Here is a 15,741-nt window from a genome sequence, read left to right as displayed (position 1 = left end):
ATATGATCTGCCGTTTTCTATGGAGAAATAAGGGGAATAAAAAATAAAAACCAGAAAGGTGATTGCACATGCGGGAAGAGCTAAAGGGGATATTTGCAAGTGTATTCGGAGAAAAAGAGGGGTTACGGTTTTTTTTCGCACCTGGAAGAGTGAATCTGATTGGAGAACATACAGACTATAACGGCGGGCATGTCTTTCCGTGTGCGCTGACAATGGGTACATATGCTGCTGTTGCAGAAAGAAAAGACGGGGTTGTCCGGATGTATTCAGACAACTTTAAAGACGCGGGGATCAAGGAATGCAGCCTTGACGACATTCGCTATCAAAAAGAAGACGACTGGGCGAACTACCCAAAAGGCGTTATTTATGAATTTCAAAAGAGGGGATATGCAGTTCCCCATGGCTTTGACATTGTATTTTCAGGGAATATTCCAAACGGGGCGGGGCTGTCGTCTTCCGCTTCTATTGAACTGCTGATGGGGGTTGTGCTCCAAAGCTATTTTCATCCTGAAGTAGATGCGCTTGAGCTTGTGAAAATGGCTCAGCATGCGGAAAACCAGTTTATCGGCGTCAATTGCGGAATTATGGACCAATTTGCAATTGGAATGGGTAAAAAACATCATGCGATGCTGCTGAACTGTGACACGCTTGACTATGAATATAGCAAACTCAATGTCTCAGGCCTCGCGCTGGTCATCGCGAACACGAACAAAAAAAGGACATTGGCTGACTCAAGCTATAATACGAGACGCCAAGAATGCAATGATGCATTGCTTGATCTGAAAAAAGGCCTCGATATTGCCGCACTGGGCGACATCAAGCCTTCTGATTTCGATGCGCATTCCAGCCTGATCCAAAATGAAACGAACAGACGCCGGGCAAAGCACGCTGTATACGAAAATCATCGTGCTATTAAGACGGCCCATATGTTCAAAGAGAACAATATAGATGAAATCGGGCAGTTAATGAAGGAATCCCACCTTTCATTGAAGGATGACTATGAAGTAACATGCCCTGAACTTGATGAGCTTGTGTTTGCGGCATGGGATCACGAAGGTGTAATTGGATCAAGAATGACGGGAGCAGGCTTTGGCGGCTGCACCATCAGCATTGTAAAAGATGAGTTCGTTGATGATTTTATTCAGAAGGTTGGAGACAGATATCAAGAAAAAACAGGGCTCCGAGCGGACTTTTATGTCGCGGATATCGGAGAGGGAGCGAGAGAACTAAAGGGGGAGTGACATATGAGTATTATTGAACATCTGGAACAGCTGCTTGAGTATGGCCTGGAACGAAAATTGATTTCGATCTGGGATCGGGAATATACGAGAAACCGTCTTTATGAAGCGCTGGGCATCACACATCCCGAGCCGATCTCCAGCACCAGCATCAAGCAGTCACAAAGCCTGCCGGACTTGCTCGCTCCCATCTATAAATGGGCTGCGGAAACCGGCCGAATGGAAACGGATACAGATACGTACCGTGACCTGCTCAGCGCAAAGCTGATGGGCTGTTTTGTGCCTGCCCCGTCCGAGGTCATTCGCAAATTTGAAGAGACAAAAGCATTATACGGCCCAAAACAGGCGACAAAGGAATTCTATCAATATTCAGAGGATGTCTATTATATACGGACTGACAGAATAGCCAAAAATGTTCATTGGACGGTGCCGACCGAATATGGCGAGCTGGAAATGACCATTAACCTATCAAAGCCTGAAAAGGACCCGAAAGCGATTGCGGCTGCAAAAGAGCAGGAACAGACAAATTATCCGATGTGTTTGCTGTGTAAAGAAAATGTCGGCTTCGAGGGAAACGTGAATCATCCAGCCCGGCAAAATCACAGAATCATTCCGGTCATCCTTGAGGACGAACAATGGTTCCTGCAATTCTCGCCATATGTCTATTATCCGGAGCACTGCATTGTCTTAAAAGGTGAACATGAACCGATGGAGATCAGCAAAAAAACATTTGAAAGGCTGCTGTCATTTCTTGGCCAATATCCGCATTATTTTATCGGTTCAAACGCGGATCTGCCGATTGTCGGCGGCAGCATCCTAAGCCATGATCATTTCCAAGGCGGCGCGCATGATTTTCCAATGGCACGTGCAGAAGCGGAAGACGTTTATGAATTAAACGATTATCCCGGCGTGTCGCTGGGCTTAGTGAAGTGGCCGATGTCTGTGCTCAGGCTCCAAGGAGACGAACCGGGTCATGTCGCCGAAGCTGCTGACCTTATCTTCCGCACGTGGCAGACGTATTCCGATGAAAAAGCCGGCATTGCCGCCTATACAGGCGATACGCCCCATAATACGGTCACACCGATTGCGCGGCGCAGGGGAGACTTGTACGAACTCGATATCGTACTGAGGAACAACCGGACGGATGAGGAGCATCCATTAGGAATATTTCATCCTCATCAAGAAGTCCACCATATTAAAAAAGAAAATATCGGCCTGATTGAGGTCATGGGATTGGCGATATTGCCTGGCCGCTTACAGGAGGAAATGAAAGAAACGGCAGCGGCGCTATGTTCTGCTAATCCGAAAACAGCTTTAGAACAAAATCCGCTCACGGCAAAGCATAGTGAATGGGCTCTTCGAATGATGGAAAAAAGAACCATAACAAAAGAGAACGTAGATCTAGTCATAAAAGAAGAGCTGGGACATGTATTCGCGCGCATCCTTGAACACGCCGGTGTGTTTAAACAGACAACGGAAGGAAAACAGGCCTTCAGAAGGTTCATCGACCAGTTGGGCGTCAAACCTGTCAAAAGCCTCAACCGCTAGGGTTGAGGCTTTTTCGATTTTTATGGCAAAACAAACACCCAAAGCGCTGACGCTTCGGGTGCTGCTGCTTTTATCCTCTTTTTCTGGTTAACAGGCTTACTAGAAAGACAACAATGGCTGCGCCGATTACCGCTGGAATAATGGCAAATCCGGCTAGGTGCGGCCCCCATGTTCCAAGCAGCCCGTGTCCGATCCAGGCGCCTATAAGACCTGCGATCATAGACCCGATAATTCCTCCGGGCATATCTCCTTTTACAAACAGGCTTCCAAGCCATCCGATAATAATAGCGACGATAAGTGAAATAAGAAAACTCATCATGCAACACATCCTATTTTTTATTTATTTGCTTATATCATTCCTCTTTTTTGTATAAGATAAACAACTGGATGCTCTCATAAAAAAATACGGACAATTCAGAGCATATTGGCTCTTCATTGCGCCTTTTCTTTCAATATTTTATGCGTTAAAATGGTAACCGTGTGAAAAGATGCTAGACAAGGAAAAAATAATTCCTATCTAGAAAGTTTAACAAAATGAAATTTTTGATTGACCTAAGTTTTTTATTGTGGTAAACCTTAATTTGTCAGAATTAGTTCTTCATCATCTTTCTTTACTTTATATGCGGAAATAACTAGAAACTTTTCATCTTAAGCGATAGATGTGAATAAAGTTGGAGCAATTTTTGTCGATTTTATGACATTTAAGCGAAAATGGGATGAAGTTTATAAAAAAATAAAGCTAATAAGTGAAGTTTTTGATAGCATAACAAAGTAGAGAAAAGATTTTGAGGAAGTATGCACTTCAGATTTATTACATCAATAGGAAGGATGGTGATCTTCTTGTTCAGAGCATTAAAACCGTTGCTTGTATTAGCGCTGTTAACTGTGGTTTTCGTCCTTGGGGGATGCAGCAATGCTTCAGTACTAGATCCGAAAGGACCTGTAGCTGAACAGCAAAGTGATTTAATCCTGTTATCTATCGGATTTATGCTGTTTATCGTCGGGGTCGTCTTTGTTCTATTTACCATTATTTTAGTAAAATACCGCGACCGTAAAGGCAAAGATAATGGATCTTATAACCCAGAAATTCACGGTAACACGTTTTTAGAAGTAGTCTGGACAGTGATCCCAATTTTAATCGTCATTGCACTTTCTGTGCCAACAGTACAGACGATATATTCGTTAGAAAAAGCTCCTGAAGCAACAAAAGACAAAGAGCCTCTTGTTGTTTATGCTACTTCGGTAGACTGGAAATGGGTATTCAGCTACCCTGAACAGGATATTGAAACGGTCAACTACTTAAACATTCCTGTCGACCGCCCGATCTTGTTCAAAATCTCATCTGCAGATTCAATGGCTTCGCTATGGATTCCTCAGCTTGGAGGGCAAAAATATGCGATGGCAGGAATGCTGATGGATCAATACTTACAGGCTGACAAAGTGGGTACTTACGAAGGCCGCAACGCGAACTTCACAGGTGAACATTTTGCAGACCAAGAGTTTGATGTGAATGCAGTCACAGAAAAAGACTTTAACAGCTGGGTGAAAAAGACTCAGAACGAGGCTCCTAAGCTGACAAAAGAGAAGTATGATGAATTGATGCTTCCTGAAAATGTGGACGAATTAACGTTCTCTTCTACTCACTTGAAATACGTTGATCACGGACAAGACGCTGAGTACGCGATGGAGGCGCGCAAACGCCTTGGCTATCAAGCCGTTTCACCGCACTCTAAAACAGATCCGTTTGAAAACGTAAAGAAAAACGAATTTAAGAAGTCTGATGATACAGAAGAATGATATTGATCAGGAAAGGAGGAAGCCTGCATGAAATTCAAATGGGACGAATTTTTCGTAACTGGTGACCCATTAATTCTGGGCGCACAAGTTTCCATTGCGCTTTCAACCATTGCCATTATTTTTGTACTGACTTACTTTAAAAAGTGGAAATGGCTGTGGTCTGAATGGATAACTACTGTTGACCATAAAAAACTCGGAATCATGTATATTATATCTGCTGTAATTATGTTATTCCGCGGCGGTGTCGACGGTCTGATGATGCGTGCCCAGCTAGCGCTTCCGAATAACAGTTTTTTAGACTCAAACCACTATAATGAAATTTTTACAACTCACGGTACAATCATGATCATCTTCATGGCGATGCCGTTCTTAATCGGTCTTATCAACGTTGTTGTGCCTCTTCAAATCGGTGCCCGCGACGTTGCATTCCCTTACTTGAACAACCTGAGCTTCTGGACGTTCTTTGTAGGGGCGATGCTTTTCAATATTTCTTTCGTTATCGGAGGTTCTCCGAACGCAGGCTGGACGAGTTATATGCCGCTTGCAAGTAACGACATGAGCCCTGGGCCGGGTGAGAACTACTACCTCCTCGGACTTCAGATTGCCGGTATCGGTACCCTGATGACAGGGATCAACTTTATGGTAACAATCTTAAAAATGAGAACAAAAGGCATGACATTAATGCGTATGCCGATGTTCACATGGACAACACTGATCACAATGGTTATTATCGTGTTTGCGTTCCCTGTACTTACAGTAGCATTAGCACTTTTATCATTTGATCGTTTGTTCGGCGCTCACTTTTTCACATTGGAAGCAGGCGGTATGCCGATGCTTTGGGCTAACTTGTTCTGGATTTGGGGACATCCTGAAGTATATATCGTTATTCTTCCGGCGTTTGGTATTTTCTCAGAAATCATCTCAAGCTTTGCAAGAAAACAATTGTTTGGTTACAAAGCGATGGTTGGTTCTATTATCGCCATCTCTGTATTGAGTTTCTTAGTTTGGACTCACCACTTCTTCACAATGGGGAACAGTGCGTCCGTTAACTCATTCTTCTCAATTACGACAATGGCAATCTCAATCCCAACCGGGGTTAAAATCTTTAACTGGCTCTTTACAATGTATAAAGGCCGAATCAGCTTTACAACACCTATGCTGTGGGCGCTTGCGTTCATTCCTAACTTCGTTATCGGCGGGGTTACAGGGGTTATGCTTGCGATGGCAGCAGCGGATTATCAATACCATAATACGTACTTCCTTGTATCTCACTTCCACTATGTGCTGATCGCGGGTACTGTATTTGCTTGTTTCGCCGGATTTATTTTCTGGTATCCAAAAATGTTCGGCCACAAGCTGAACGAAAGAATCGGAAAATGGTTCTTCTGGATCTTTATGATCGGGTTCAATATTTGTTTCTTCCCGCAATATTTCTTGGGGCTTCAAGGCATGCCTCGCCGTATTTACACATACGGACCGAACGACGGCTGGACAACATTGAACTTTATCTCAACAGTCGGAGCTTTCATGATGGGTGTAGGATTCTTAATCCTTTGCTATAACATCTACTACAGCTTCCGTTACTCTACTCGTGAAATCAGCGGAGATTCATGGGGTGTGGGGCGTACGCTTGATTGGGCGACTTCTTCTGCGATTCCGCCGCATTACAACTTTGCGGTGCTTCCTGAAGTCAAATCTCAAGATGCATTCCTGCATATGAAAGAAGAAAAAACTGAATTATACCCTGAAAGCAAATTCAAGAAAATCCATATGCCAAGCAACTCAGGCAGACCGTTCTTTATGTCTGTTGCCTTCGGTCTCGCTGGCTTTGGACTTGTCTTTGAATGGTACTGGATGGGCGTAGTCGGATTGATCGGAGTCCTGCTCTGCATGGTTCTGCGTTCATTCGAATACGACAACGGCTACTACATTAGTGTTGATGAAATAAAAGAGACGGAAAGAAAGATTTCCGAATAAGGAGGCGTGAGTTATGGAACATGCAGAACACGGCAATTCTAACGCGCCTATGGAATATCAATCTGAAACCGGCAGACTTAATATTCTCGGGTTTTGGATCTTTTTAGGGGCAGAAATTGTGTTGTTCTCAACACTATTTGCAACCTTCTTCGTTCTTAAAAACAGAACAGCTGGAGGTGTCTTGCCAGACGAACTATTTGAAGTCAATCTGGTAATGATTATGACGTTCTTGCTGCTGATCAGCAGCTTTACCTGCGGGATCGCTGTTCATGAAATGCGCCGCGGAAGTTTAAAAGGCGTAGTCATTTGGACAATTATCACTCTTCTTCTCGGTGCCGGCTTCGTCGGATGCGAGATCAACGAGTTTGTTCACTATGTACATGAAGGAGCGGCTCTCAGTACAAGTGCGTTCTGGTCTGGATTCTTTGTTTTACTTGGAACTCACGGAACTCACGTAACAATCGGGATTTTCTGGATCACAGGAATTCTGATTCAGTTGAAGAAACGCGGCTTAACTCCGCAAACTTCATCTAAAATCTTTATCTCAAGCTTGTACTGGCACTTCTTAGATGTTGTATGGATTTTCATCTTTACAGGTGTCTATCTCATGGGATTGGGGGGTCTGTAAAATGGCAAACAAATCTGCTGAACACAGTCACTTTCCATGGAAACACATTGTAGGTTTTATCCTGTCTATCGTTTTGACCCTGCTGGCTCTATGGGTTGCAGTGTATACTGACCTGAGCTCATCAGCAAAACTTTGGATTATCTTCGGCTTCGCCTTCATTCAGGCGGCGCTGCAGCTTCTCATGTTCATGCATATGACAGAGAGCGAAAACGGCACGATCCAAGTCGGAAACACGCTGTTCGGATTCTTTGGCGCGATCGTTATCGTACTTGGATCCATCTGGATTTTCGCGGCTCACTATCACCATGGTGACCATATGGACGGAAATCCTCCTGGAGGCGCTAAACACTCAGAGCACTCAGGCCACAACGAATAATACAAAAACCCTCTTCATTGGAAGAGGGTTTTTTGCTGTCTTCAGCTGCTTCGCTTTCTGCGAAGATACGGAAGGCCGTAAATGATAAATGCGGCGATATGAGCGACAATGACGTTAACGGCGAACAAAATAATCATGAGAGTGTGTCCAAGTGGAGAAAGGCTTTCTGTTGCGTAAAAGAAGAAGAATACCCACATTAAAATGATTGGCGGAATAGCTGAGAGTGCGACTTTTTTGTTATCAAGCCAAATAAAGAGAGGCGTTGCGCTGGCAACCAATAAGTAAGCAAAAAACATGTCCATCATACCCGTCTCCTTTCATTTTGTGATAACGTTTTCAAAAATGAAATAGAGGAACTGAGTTGTGTCTGTTTTGTGATTGTTTTTTGAACATTCTGTTACAATTATTATACCATGTTTTCCAGAAATTGATACGTGTTTTTGCAGAAATGGACTGGATCTATCGTCTTATTTTTTTTGTTTAATGTGCTAGGAGAATGTATGGGCATGGGGCTCTGAATTTTTAGCTGTTTCTATATGAGGTATCACATTATTTGGGAACATAAACACATTATCGCATTCGTTTTTTAACAAATTCTTTTGGTATGGCGTTTTTTTCATTTGAAAAGTTTTGTGTCAATCGAAACATTTCGGTTTATGATACGTCATATTTCGTGTAGCTGAAAAAGCGCCGCAAGTGCTGAAAAAACATAAAAGGAAGCGAGCTTCACGTGTCATCTTGAACGTGGTTCATGTATAATAAACATTAGTGATTTTCCGATGAAAATGTAAGGCGGGATAGAATGAGTCGATATAAGAAACAGCAAAGCCCCTTTTATCAGGGGGATTTGATTTTTATATTTGGTGTGTTTTTTATTATAAGCGTAGTATCAATTTATGCTGCCGGTCAGTTTGGGCAGTATGGGAACACGGATTGGATTCAGCAAATTGTGTTTTATCTTTTGGGGGCTGTTGCCATTACAGTTCTTTTGTACTTTGATTTAGAACAGCTTGAAAAGTTAAGTTTATATATTTTTATCATTGGTATTTTATCTTTGATTATTCTTAAAATCAGTCCCGAGTCTATTGCACCTGTTATTAAAGGGGCAAAAAGTTGGTTTAGGATCGGTAGAATAACAATACAGCCGTCAGAGTTTATGAAGGTTGGTTTGATTATGATGCTTGCTTCAGTTATTGGAAAAGCAAATCCTAAAGGAGTTCGGACGCTTAGGGATGATATCCACTTGTTATTAAAGATTGCGGGTGTCGCAGTTATTCCTGTAGGTCTTATCCTGATGCAGGATGCTGGGACTGCGGGAATTTGTATGTTTATCGTTCTTGTAATGGTTTTTATGTCAGGGATAAATTGGAAATTGATTGCGATCATAGCTGGTTCAGGTATCTTACTCATTTCATTAATTTTATTAGTAATGATAAACTTTCCTGACGTTGCTAAATCAGTTGGAATACAGGACTATCAAATTAAGCGGGTCACTTCTTGGGTGTCTGCTTCAAATGAGACACAGGAAGATTCAAATGACAGCTGGCAAGTTGACCAGGCCATCATGGCAATAGGATCTGGTGGTATTTTAGGTAATGGTATTTCTAATTTGAAGGTTTATGTTCCAGAGAGTACGACCGACTTTATCTTTTCTATAATAGGTGAGTCATTTGGCTTTATAGGCTGTGCAATTGTTGTCATCATGTTCTTCTTTTTAATCTACAGGCTTGTCGTTCTGATAGACAAAATACATCCGTTTAACCGTTTCGCTTCTTTCTTTTGCGTTGGCTATACGGCGTTAATTGTCATCCACACATTCCAGAATATCGGAATGAACATCGGCATTATGCCTGTTACCGGGATTCCGCTGCTGTTTGTCAGCTATGGGGGAAGCTCGACACTTTCCACGTTAATCGGATTTGGGATTGTATATAATGCAAGTGTGCAGCTGACGAAATACAGAAGTTATCTTTTTAATTCTTAATATGCAGACAGCCTTTTCAGAGGCTGTCTTTTTTTGTGCAGAGCATTTCACTTTTGAGATCACTTTTTTTCGGATATGATAAAAAGTGATAAGGAGGTTCTTGTGATGAATAACACAATCGAAACCATTTTGAATCATCGGTCAATCCGGTCTTTTACTGATCAGCTTTTGACAGCTGAAGAAATTGATACATTAGTGAAAAGTGCGCAGGCTGCGTCTACATCCAGCTATGTGCAGGCATATTCGATTATCGGGGTTTCTGATCCTGAGAAAAAACGCGAGCTGTCCGTGCTTGCTGGGAATCAGCCTTACGTTGAGAAGAACGGACACTTTTTTGTATTTTGTGCGGATTTGTACCGCCATCAACAACTGGCTGAGGAAAAAGGTGAACATATTTCTGAGCTGCTCGAGAATACAGAAATGTTTATGGTTAGCTTGATTGATGCGGCGCTGGCAGCGCAAAATATGAGCATTGCCGCTGAATCCATGGGGCTTGGCATTTGCTATATCGGCGGCATTCGGAATGAACTGGACAAGGTGACAGAGGTGCTGCAAACGCCTGACCATGTGCTCCCCCTTTTCGGACTGGCAGTAGGCCATCCTGCGAACCTTTCCGGCAAAAAACCGAGATTGCCAAAGCAGGCCGTTTATCATGAGAATACGTATAATGTGAACACAGACGATTTCCGTCATACTATGAATACGTATGACAAAACCATTTCTGATTACTATAGAGAAAGAACAAACGGGCAGCGGGAAGAAACGTGGTCCGATCAAATACTGAACTTTATGAAGCAAAAGCCGCGTACGTATTTAAATGACTACGTGAAAGAAAAGGGCTTTAATAAAAACTAAAGCAAACCTCTCCGTCTGGAGGGGTTTTTATGTTTCACGTGTAACATATTCCGACAAATAGGGACATGCTTTCACAAATAAATGGCGAATGATAGGGGACACTGATAAGCAGTGTGAGCGGCTTTGGAGAAAAAATAGGGGATCAGTGATACGATGAGGATGAGGTGGTAGGGATGGTTTCATTAAGTATATTAGATCAATCTCCAGTATCAGAGGGCAGCAATGCAGAAACGGCCTTACAGCAAACCGTTGCGCTTGCCCAAGCTGCTGAGGACCTTGGATATAAGAGATTTTGGGTTTCTGAGCATCACTTTTCAAAACGGCTGGCAGGGTCCAGTCCTGAGGTGCTAATCAGTCATATAGCGGCGAAAACAAAGCGAATCCGTGTTGGATCAGGAGGAGTCATGCTGCCGCATTACAGTGCTTATAAAGTAGCTGAAAACTTTCGTGTTCTGGAGGGGCTGACACCAGGAAGAATTGACCTGGGGCTTGGCAGAGCACCGGGGGGAATGCCGATTGCATCATGGGCGCTGAATGACGGCGGTAAGCGCAATGCTGATCAGTATCCGCAGCAAATCAAGGAGCTGACCATGTATTTGCATGATTTGGCGGATGATAAACACCGTTTTCCGAATCTGACGGCTGCGCCGCATATTTCAACGGCTCCCGATGTGTGGCTGCTCGGCTCATCTGGAGAAAGCGCGCTGCTCGCCGCGGAATCTGGCGCTGGCTATATGTTTGCCCATTTTATCAATGGAGAGGGCGGAGAGGGTACTGTCAGACAGTATAAGAGACGATTCAAACCGTCTGTGTTAGGAGAGACGCCTCGAGCGGCAGTTGCTGTTTTTGTTCTTTGTGCTGACACGGAGGAGAAGGCAGAGGAGCTTGGGGCTGTGCTTGATTTTACACTTTTGGCGGGAGAGCAGGGTATTCCTTTAGAGGGAGTTCCTTCGTATGAAGCTGTTCGGAAAAATACGTATTCTCCTTATGAACAGAGACGAATTGCTGATAATCGAAATCGAATGATTGTTGGTACGAAAGAACAGGTTAAGGAGCAGCTGCTAGCTTTGAGTAAAGCGTATGAAACAGAGGAAATCATGGTGGTGACCATTACACATCATTTTGAAGACAAGCTCCGATCGTATCGCTTATTGCACGAGGCGTTTGCTGACTGATCTTTAAAAAGCCCTGCCGATTCGGCAGGGCTTTTTCTTATTCAACAGTGAAAGGTTCTTCGGTCAAAACCTGGCTTGACTTGCCTTTGTTCGCGGCATATGCGAGCAAGTAATACTCTCCGGCCGGAAGTTTGGTTCCGCCATTAATCGTGCCGTCCCAGTCAAAGTACTGGTAACCTTTATCTTGGTTTTTATAAATGCCGGCTTGGCCTGCGAAATCAAGGTTGCTGTCATAGACGAGGAACGCCAGCTCTTCCGCTCCCGCAGGAAGGTAGGTTTCAATTTGATAGGTACCTTGTACAGACCCTTCGCTGACAGAGACAGATGTGACTCTCGGATAATCGGGCTCTTTCACAATCAGCAATGTAGGTACCTTAGCGACCGTTTTTCCGCCTTCTCTGACGATAACTGTTCCTTCATAGGTGCCAGCTTTTGTTTTCTTCGTATTGACCTTTACTTTTGCAGTGGCTTTCCCGGTTTGATGTGCCGGAATCACAACACGGCTTGTGCCGGATGTGGAAATGCCGCTGCCATTAAATGAGTATTCAAGTGTGTATGACTTTCTAATGGAAGATTGATTTTCAATCGTAAACGTTTCATTTTTTGTTTCGTTTCCGTTTTCCTTCAAGAACGTGCCGTATGAATAGCTTCCAGGTGAGACGAGCGAATCGGCTTTGATTGCGTTCATGATTCTTGCGCTGCCTGCGCCTTGAGCGTTATGCGGATATACTTCCCCATCGCTATCCTTTAAAGTGACAGCGGTATTCATGATGGCGGCTTTAATCTGTTCAACGCTCCACTTTGGTTTGGCTTGTTTAATAACGGCAACCGCTCCGGCAATATGAGGCGATGCCATGCTTGTTCCTTGTTTTGATCCGTAGCCGTATGGATGGTCAGGATCGTGTGTTGGGATCGTGCTCACGATATTGACCCCTGGCGCGGAAATATCAGGCTTAATCATCCACGTATCCATAACAGGGCCGCGTGATGAGAAATCAGCGACTTGTTCACCGAGCGCTTTTGAGACCGTCAACTTGAATGTTGTTTTTGTCTCACCAGCTTTCAGGGCGCTGACGAGTTTTTCGCCGTCTTCTAATGAAAGCTTAATCGTTGGGACAGACATGCCTGGCACATTGGCTTCAATTTCTCCAGAGAGGTTGTTATACACAACCATGCCGATTGCACCGGCTTTTTTAGCGTTATCCGCTTTATCCACAAATGCAATGCTGCCTCGTTTGACAACGGCGACTTTGCCTGTCAGGTCTTTCCCTTCAAAATCCTTTTCTTCGCCGATTCCCGCTTCGACAAGCTCAACTTCTTTGTTATTGAGCGCTTTGACGTCGTCCTCTTTGTTATAGCCCATCACTTTTGCTGAAGAGTAGGAGCCGAATGTGACGGCGTATTCATTGAGCGGCAGCTGAGTCGCACCGACAGAAATCGCTTCTCTTGATGTGCCCGGCGATCCGACTGTCCAGCCGTTCGGTCCGCTGTTGCCGTTTGAGGTAACAGCGACAACGCCTTCTGACATGGCCCAGTCAAGCGCTGTGCTTGTCGCCCAGTCCGGGTTGTTTAAAGAGTTTCCGAGAGACAGGTTCATCACATCTGCCCCGTCCTGCACTGCACGTTCCACGCCCGCGATGACGTTTTCCGTTGTGCCGCTTCCGCCAGGCCCTAACACACGATAAGCAAGAAGTGTGGCATCAGGCGCTACGCCTTTAATTGTTCCGTTTGCAGCCACAGTTCCGGCTACGTGTGTGCCGTGGTCAGTCGCTCCGCCCCTCGGATCGCCTGTTGGTGTTTCTTTTGGATCGTAATCATTGTCCACAAAATCGTATCCTTTATATTGTCCAAAGTTTTTCTTCAGATCTGGGTGATTGTATTCAACCCCAGTGTCAATAATCGCCACCTTAATGCCTTTTCCTGTGTAGCCTAAATCCCATGCATCGTTTGCTCCGATATAAGGCGCACTGTCATCCATTTGCGGAGATACGGCGTCTTCGGAGATTGTGACGTCTTTATCCTTTATGTTGTCTGTTTTATATGTGACGTTCGGGTACACTGCCTTAACGTCTTTTACCGCGAGAAGTTTTGGAATCTCATTAGCTGGAAGCTTCATAGAGAAGCCTGAGAATACCTGCTCATATTCCCGGTTTACTTTTCCGTTTTTCACCGCTTTGATTGCTTTATTTTTTGCTTTGGTGCGAGCGGTTTTCAGCTTGCTTTTCGATTGGCTTTCTCCCGCTTCCTTCGCTTCTGCCAAGGATTTTTCTTTTAATTCCACTATAACGGTTGTTTTTTTGCTTGTCGTCATGTCGATATCACCGAATACCTCGGCTTTTTCCAGATCAGCCGACGTTTTTGAAGAAGCCGGAGCTGCCTGGACGCCCGTAATACCTGTGGATAACGCAAAAAATAAGACGAAACTTACAAGCAGAAAGCGAATGATCCCCTTTTTCAATGTGTTTCCCCCTTTGTATTTAGAAAAAATGTGAAAGGTCTAGTATATATTTCTTGAAAATTCAAAAAAATCCTTGTGTCATTTGGACCATTTATTGGATTTTGTTTGTGTATAACGAAGGAGTTATACACAGAACCCTGTGTATAAGTGAATAAACCTGTGTATATATATAGTTAGGAATATACGTTCGTATACAAAATATAGATAGAGTTTGTGGACATGTGGATATCTCTTGTGATTAAGTTGTTCTTATCTTTGGGATAACTTGTGTATAAAGTTTTCAAAGCGGTTCTCCAATTTTCATTTCAATTCTTTCAGCTTTCAACAAAACTTCTAAAAACTAGTTGGTTTTTTCACTCATATTGTGACAAAGAATTCTCTTTCCACGGTCTATCATAGAGTCATGAGTTTTGCTAGAGCCGCTAGTTTGCGAGAAAAGAAATCGGCCGTCTTTTCTTGCGGGCTGCGGCTGAGAAAACGGGCTGCTAAAAAGGCTGCCTGCCAAAAAGAAGCGGAGGGATGTTTTTCTATGAAACGTTTGCTTGTATCTTTACGGGTGTGGATGGTCTTTTTGATGAATTGGGTGACGCCGGACAGAAAAACTGCGGCTGCCGCGGTCTATTCGGCTCAGCGTACATACCAAAGAAAGGCGGCTGTGCAGGCCGCAGGACTCGTTTCGTTTTATGAGTGGCGGATGGCTGTGAATGAGGAAGAAAAGCAGAAAGCGAAAGCCGCCGCGCTTTATAAAAGAAGATGTTTGCAAGCCTTCAAGGAATCGCCAAAGCAGGAGAGAGCGGGCCCGCATCTTTACATGGCGGTCAAAAGGAGGTAAAATCCCAGTCAAAAGCAAATTGGCGGGAGAGATAACCTCTTGAAAATCTATAAAGTATTAAACAACAATGCGGCTTTAATAAAAGAGGATGATCAGGAAAAAATCGTGATGGGACCGGGAATCGCTTTTCAAAAAAAGAAAAATGATCTCATCCCTATGAATAAAGTGGAAAAGATCTTTGTCGTGCGCGAGGAGAATGAAAAGTTCAAACAAATCCTGCAAACACTGCCGGAGGAGCATATAGAAATAGCTGAGGATATCATCAGCTATGCGGAAGGAGAGCTCGCGGCGCCGCTGAGCGATCACATTCATATCGCGCTTTCCGACCATTTGTCCTTTGCGATCGAAAGGATTCAAAATGGGCTGCTTGTGCAGAATAAATTGCTGCATGAGATAAAGGCGCTCTATAAAAAAGAATATGAGATCGGCCTGTGGGCGATCGGACATGTAAAAGAGACATTGGGCGTGTCTCTGCCTGAAGATGAAGCGGGTTATATTGCCCTTCACATCCATACGGCGAAGATGGATGCGGAGAGCATGTATTCAGCGCTGAAGCATACGACCATGACCAAAGAAATGATAGAGAAAATAGAACAATACTTTAATCGAAAGGTGGATGAAAACAGCATTTCCTATCAACGCCTTGTCACGCATTTGCGATACGCGGTCAGCCGGTTGGAATCAAATGAAGCGCTCCATCGTATGGACGAGGAGATGCTTTATTTCATCCAAAAAAAGTATTCATTCGCCTATCAATGTGCGCTGGAGCTGGCGGAGTTTTTGAAAAATGAATATCAATTACATTTGCCGGAATCCGAGGCCGGCTATATCACGCTGCATGTCCAGCGTCTTCAAGATCTCTCGGAATAACCG

Annotated in this window: 14 protein-coding genes; 11 read left to right on the top strand and 3 right to left on the bottom strand. The window is 43.9% G+C overall.

Translation table 11 applies throughout. The annotated features are described in order from the left end of the window. The first annotated feature begins 68 nt into the window (after positions 1 to 68). Together NYE53_RS19320 and galT are read left to right on the top strand one after the other, a co-directional pair. On the top strand, positions 69 to 1,241 hold the full coding sequence (locus tag NYE53_RS19320) for a galactokinase (protein ID WP_339246285.1): 1,173 nt from the start codon (positions 69 to 71) through the stop codon (positions 1,239 to 1,241). A 3-nt stretch (positions 1,242 to 1,244) separates the two neighbouring features. Then, positions 1,245 to 2,786: a UDP-glucose--hexose-1-phosphate uridylyltransferase gene (galT, locus tag NYE53_RS19315; protein WP_339246283.1), complete on the top strand. Its 1,542-nt coding sequence runs from the start codon at positions 1,245 to 1,247 to the stop codon at positions 2,784 to 2,786. Between the two features lie 70 nt (positions 2,787 to 2,856). Here the strand turns inward: galT and NYE53_RS19310 are convergent, their stop codons facing one another. Then, positions 2,857 to 3,102, bottom strand: a complete 246-nt coding sequence (locus tag NYE53_RS19310; RefSeq protein WP_009968363.1) for a GlsB/YeaQ/YmgE family stress response membrane protein — start codon at positions 3,100 to 3,102, stop codon at positions 2,857 to 2,859. 515 nt (positions 3,103 to 3,617) lie between these two features. On the opposite strand from NYE53_RS19310, the gene qoxA reads away from it, so the two are divergent. Genes qoxA through qoxD form a run of 4 tightly spaced genes read left to right on the top strand, consistent with a single transcriptional unit; the run spans position 3,618 to position 7,564 of the window. Next, positions 3,618 to 4,583 (top strand): cytochrome aa3 quinol oxidase subunit II, encoded by a 966-nt coding sequence (gene qoxA / locus NYE53_RS19305; RefSeq protein ID WP_010886637.1) that lies wholly within the window; start codon positions 3,618 to 3,620, stop codon positions 4,581 to 4,583. Between the two features lie 27 nt (positions 4,584 to 4,610). Further along, positions 4,611 to 6,560: a cytochrome aa3 quinol oxidase subunit I gene (gene qoxB / locus NYE53_RS19300; RefSeq protein ID WP_003227407.1), complete on the top strand. Its 1,950-nt coding sequence runs from the start codon at positions 4,611 to 4,613 to the stop codon at positions 6,558 to 6,560. Positions 6,561 to 6,573: 13 nt separating this feature from the next. After that, positions 6,574 to 7,188 (top strand): cytochrome aa3 quinol oxidase subunit III, encoded by a 615-nt coding sequence (gene qoxC, locus NYE53_RS19295; protein ID WP_003227409.1) that lies wholly within the window; start codon positions 6,574 to 6,576, stop codon positions 7,186 to 7,188. A gap of 1 nt (position 7,189) precedes the next feature. Continuing rightward, the gene (gene qoxD / locus NYE53_RS19290; RefSeq protein WP_130572989.1) at positions 7,190 to 7,564 is read left to right on the top strand and encodes a cytochrome aa3 quinol oxidase subunit IV; all 375 of its coding nucleotides are present in this window, start codon (positions 7,190 to 7,192) and stop codon (positions 7,562 to 7,564) included. Positions 7,565 to 7,605: 41 nt separating this feature from the next. Here the strand turns inward: qoxD and ywcE are convergent, their stop codons facing one another. Beyond that, positions 7,606 to 7,869, bottom strand: a complete 264-nt coding sequence (ywcE, locus tag NYE53_RS19285; protein WP_003227411.1) for a spore morphogenesis/germination protein YwcE — start codon at positions 7,867 to 7,869, stop codon at positions 7,606 to 7,608. A gap of 497 nt (positions 7,870 to 8,366) precedes the next feature. Here ywcE and rodA point away from each other — a divergent pair, with 497 nt between their 5' ends. From rodA to NYE53_RS19270, 3 genes are all read left to right on the top strand, one after another. After that, positions 8,367 to 9,548 (top strand): cell shape-determining peptidoglycan glycosyltransferase RodA, encoded by a 1,182-nt coding sequence (gene rodA, locus NYE53_RS19280; RefSeq protein WP_003227413.1) that lies wholly within the window; start codon positions 8,367 to 8,369, stop codon positions 9,546 to 9,548. Positions 9,549 to 9,653: 105 nt separating this feature from the next. Continuing rightward, the gene (nfsA, locus tag NYE53_RS19275; RefSeq protein WP_014478349.1) at positions 9,654 to 10,403 is read left to right on the top strand and encodes an oxygen-insensitive NADPH nitroreductase; all 750 of its coding nucleotides are present in this window, start codon (positions 9,654 to 9,656) and stop codon (positions 10,401 to 10,403) included. A gap of 173 nt (positions 10,404 to 10,576) precedes the next feature. Beyond that, the gene (locus NYE53_RS19270; RefSeq protein WP_336155319.1) at positions 10,577 to 11,578 is read left to right on the top strand and encodes an LLM class flavin-dependent oxidoreductase; all 1,002 of its coding nucleotides are present in this window, start codon (positions 10,577 to 10,579) and stop codon (positions 11,576 to 11,578) included. 37 nt (positions 11,579 to 11,615) lie between these two features. On the opposite strand, the gene vpr is transcribed toward NYE53_RS19270, so the two are convergent. Then, positions 11,616 to 14,036, bottom strand: coding sequence for a serine protease Vpr (vpr, locus tag NYE53_RS19265; protein ID WP_336155318.1), 2,421 nt, complete (start codon positions 14,034 to 14,036; stop codon positions 11,616 to 11,618). A 529-nt stretch (positions 14,037 to 14,565) separates the two neighbouring features. Here vpr and NYE53_RS19260 point away from each other — a divergent pair. Both NYE53_RS19260 and sacT read left to right on the top strand, forming a co-directional pair. After that, entirely contained in the window at positions 14,566 to 14,868 is a 303-nt protein-coding gene (locus NYE53_RS19260) for a hypothetical protein (protein ID WP_003222155.1), read from the top strand. Positions 14,869 to 14,907: 39 nt separating this feature from the next. Then, complete coding sequence (gene sacT, locus NYE53_RS19255; RefSeq protein ID WP_339246277.1) at positions 14,908 to 15,738, top strand: sac operon transcriptional antiterminator SacT; 831 nt, start codon at positions 14,908 to 14,910, stop codon at positions 15,736 to 15,738. The last annotated feature ends 3 nt before the right edge of the window (positions 15,739 to 15,741 follow it).

Source organism: Bacillus sp. FSL R5-0523 (assembly GCF_037975295.1).
Classification (GTDB): Bacteria; Bacillota; Bacilli; order Bacillales; family Bacillaceae; genus Bacillus; species Bacillus subtilis.
This window is presented reverse-complemented; position numbering and strand designations above follow the sequence as displayed.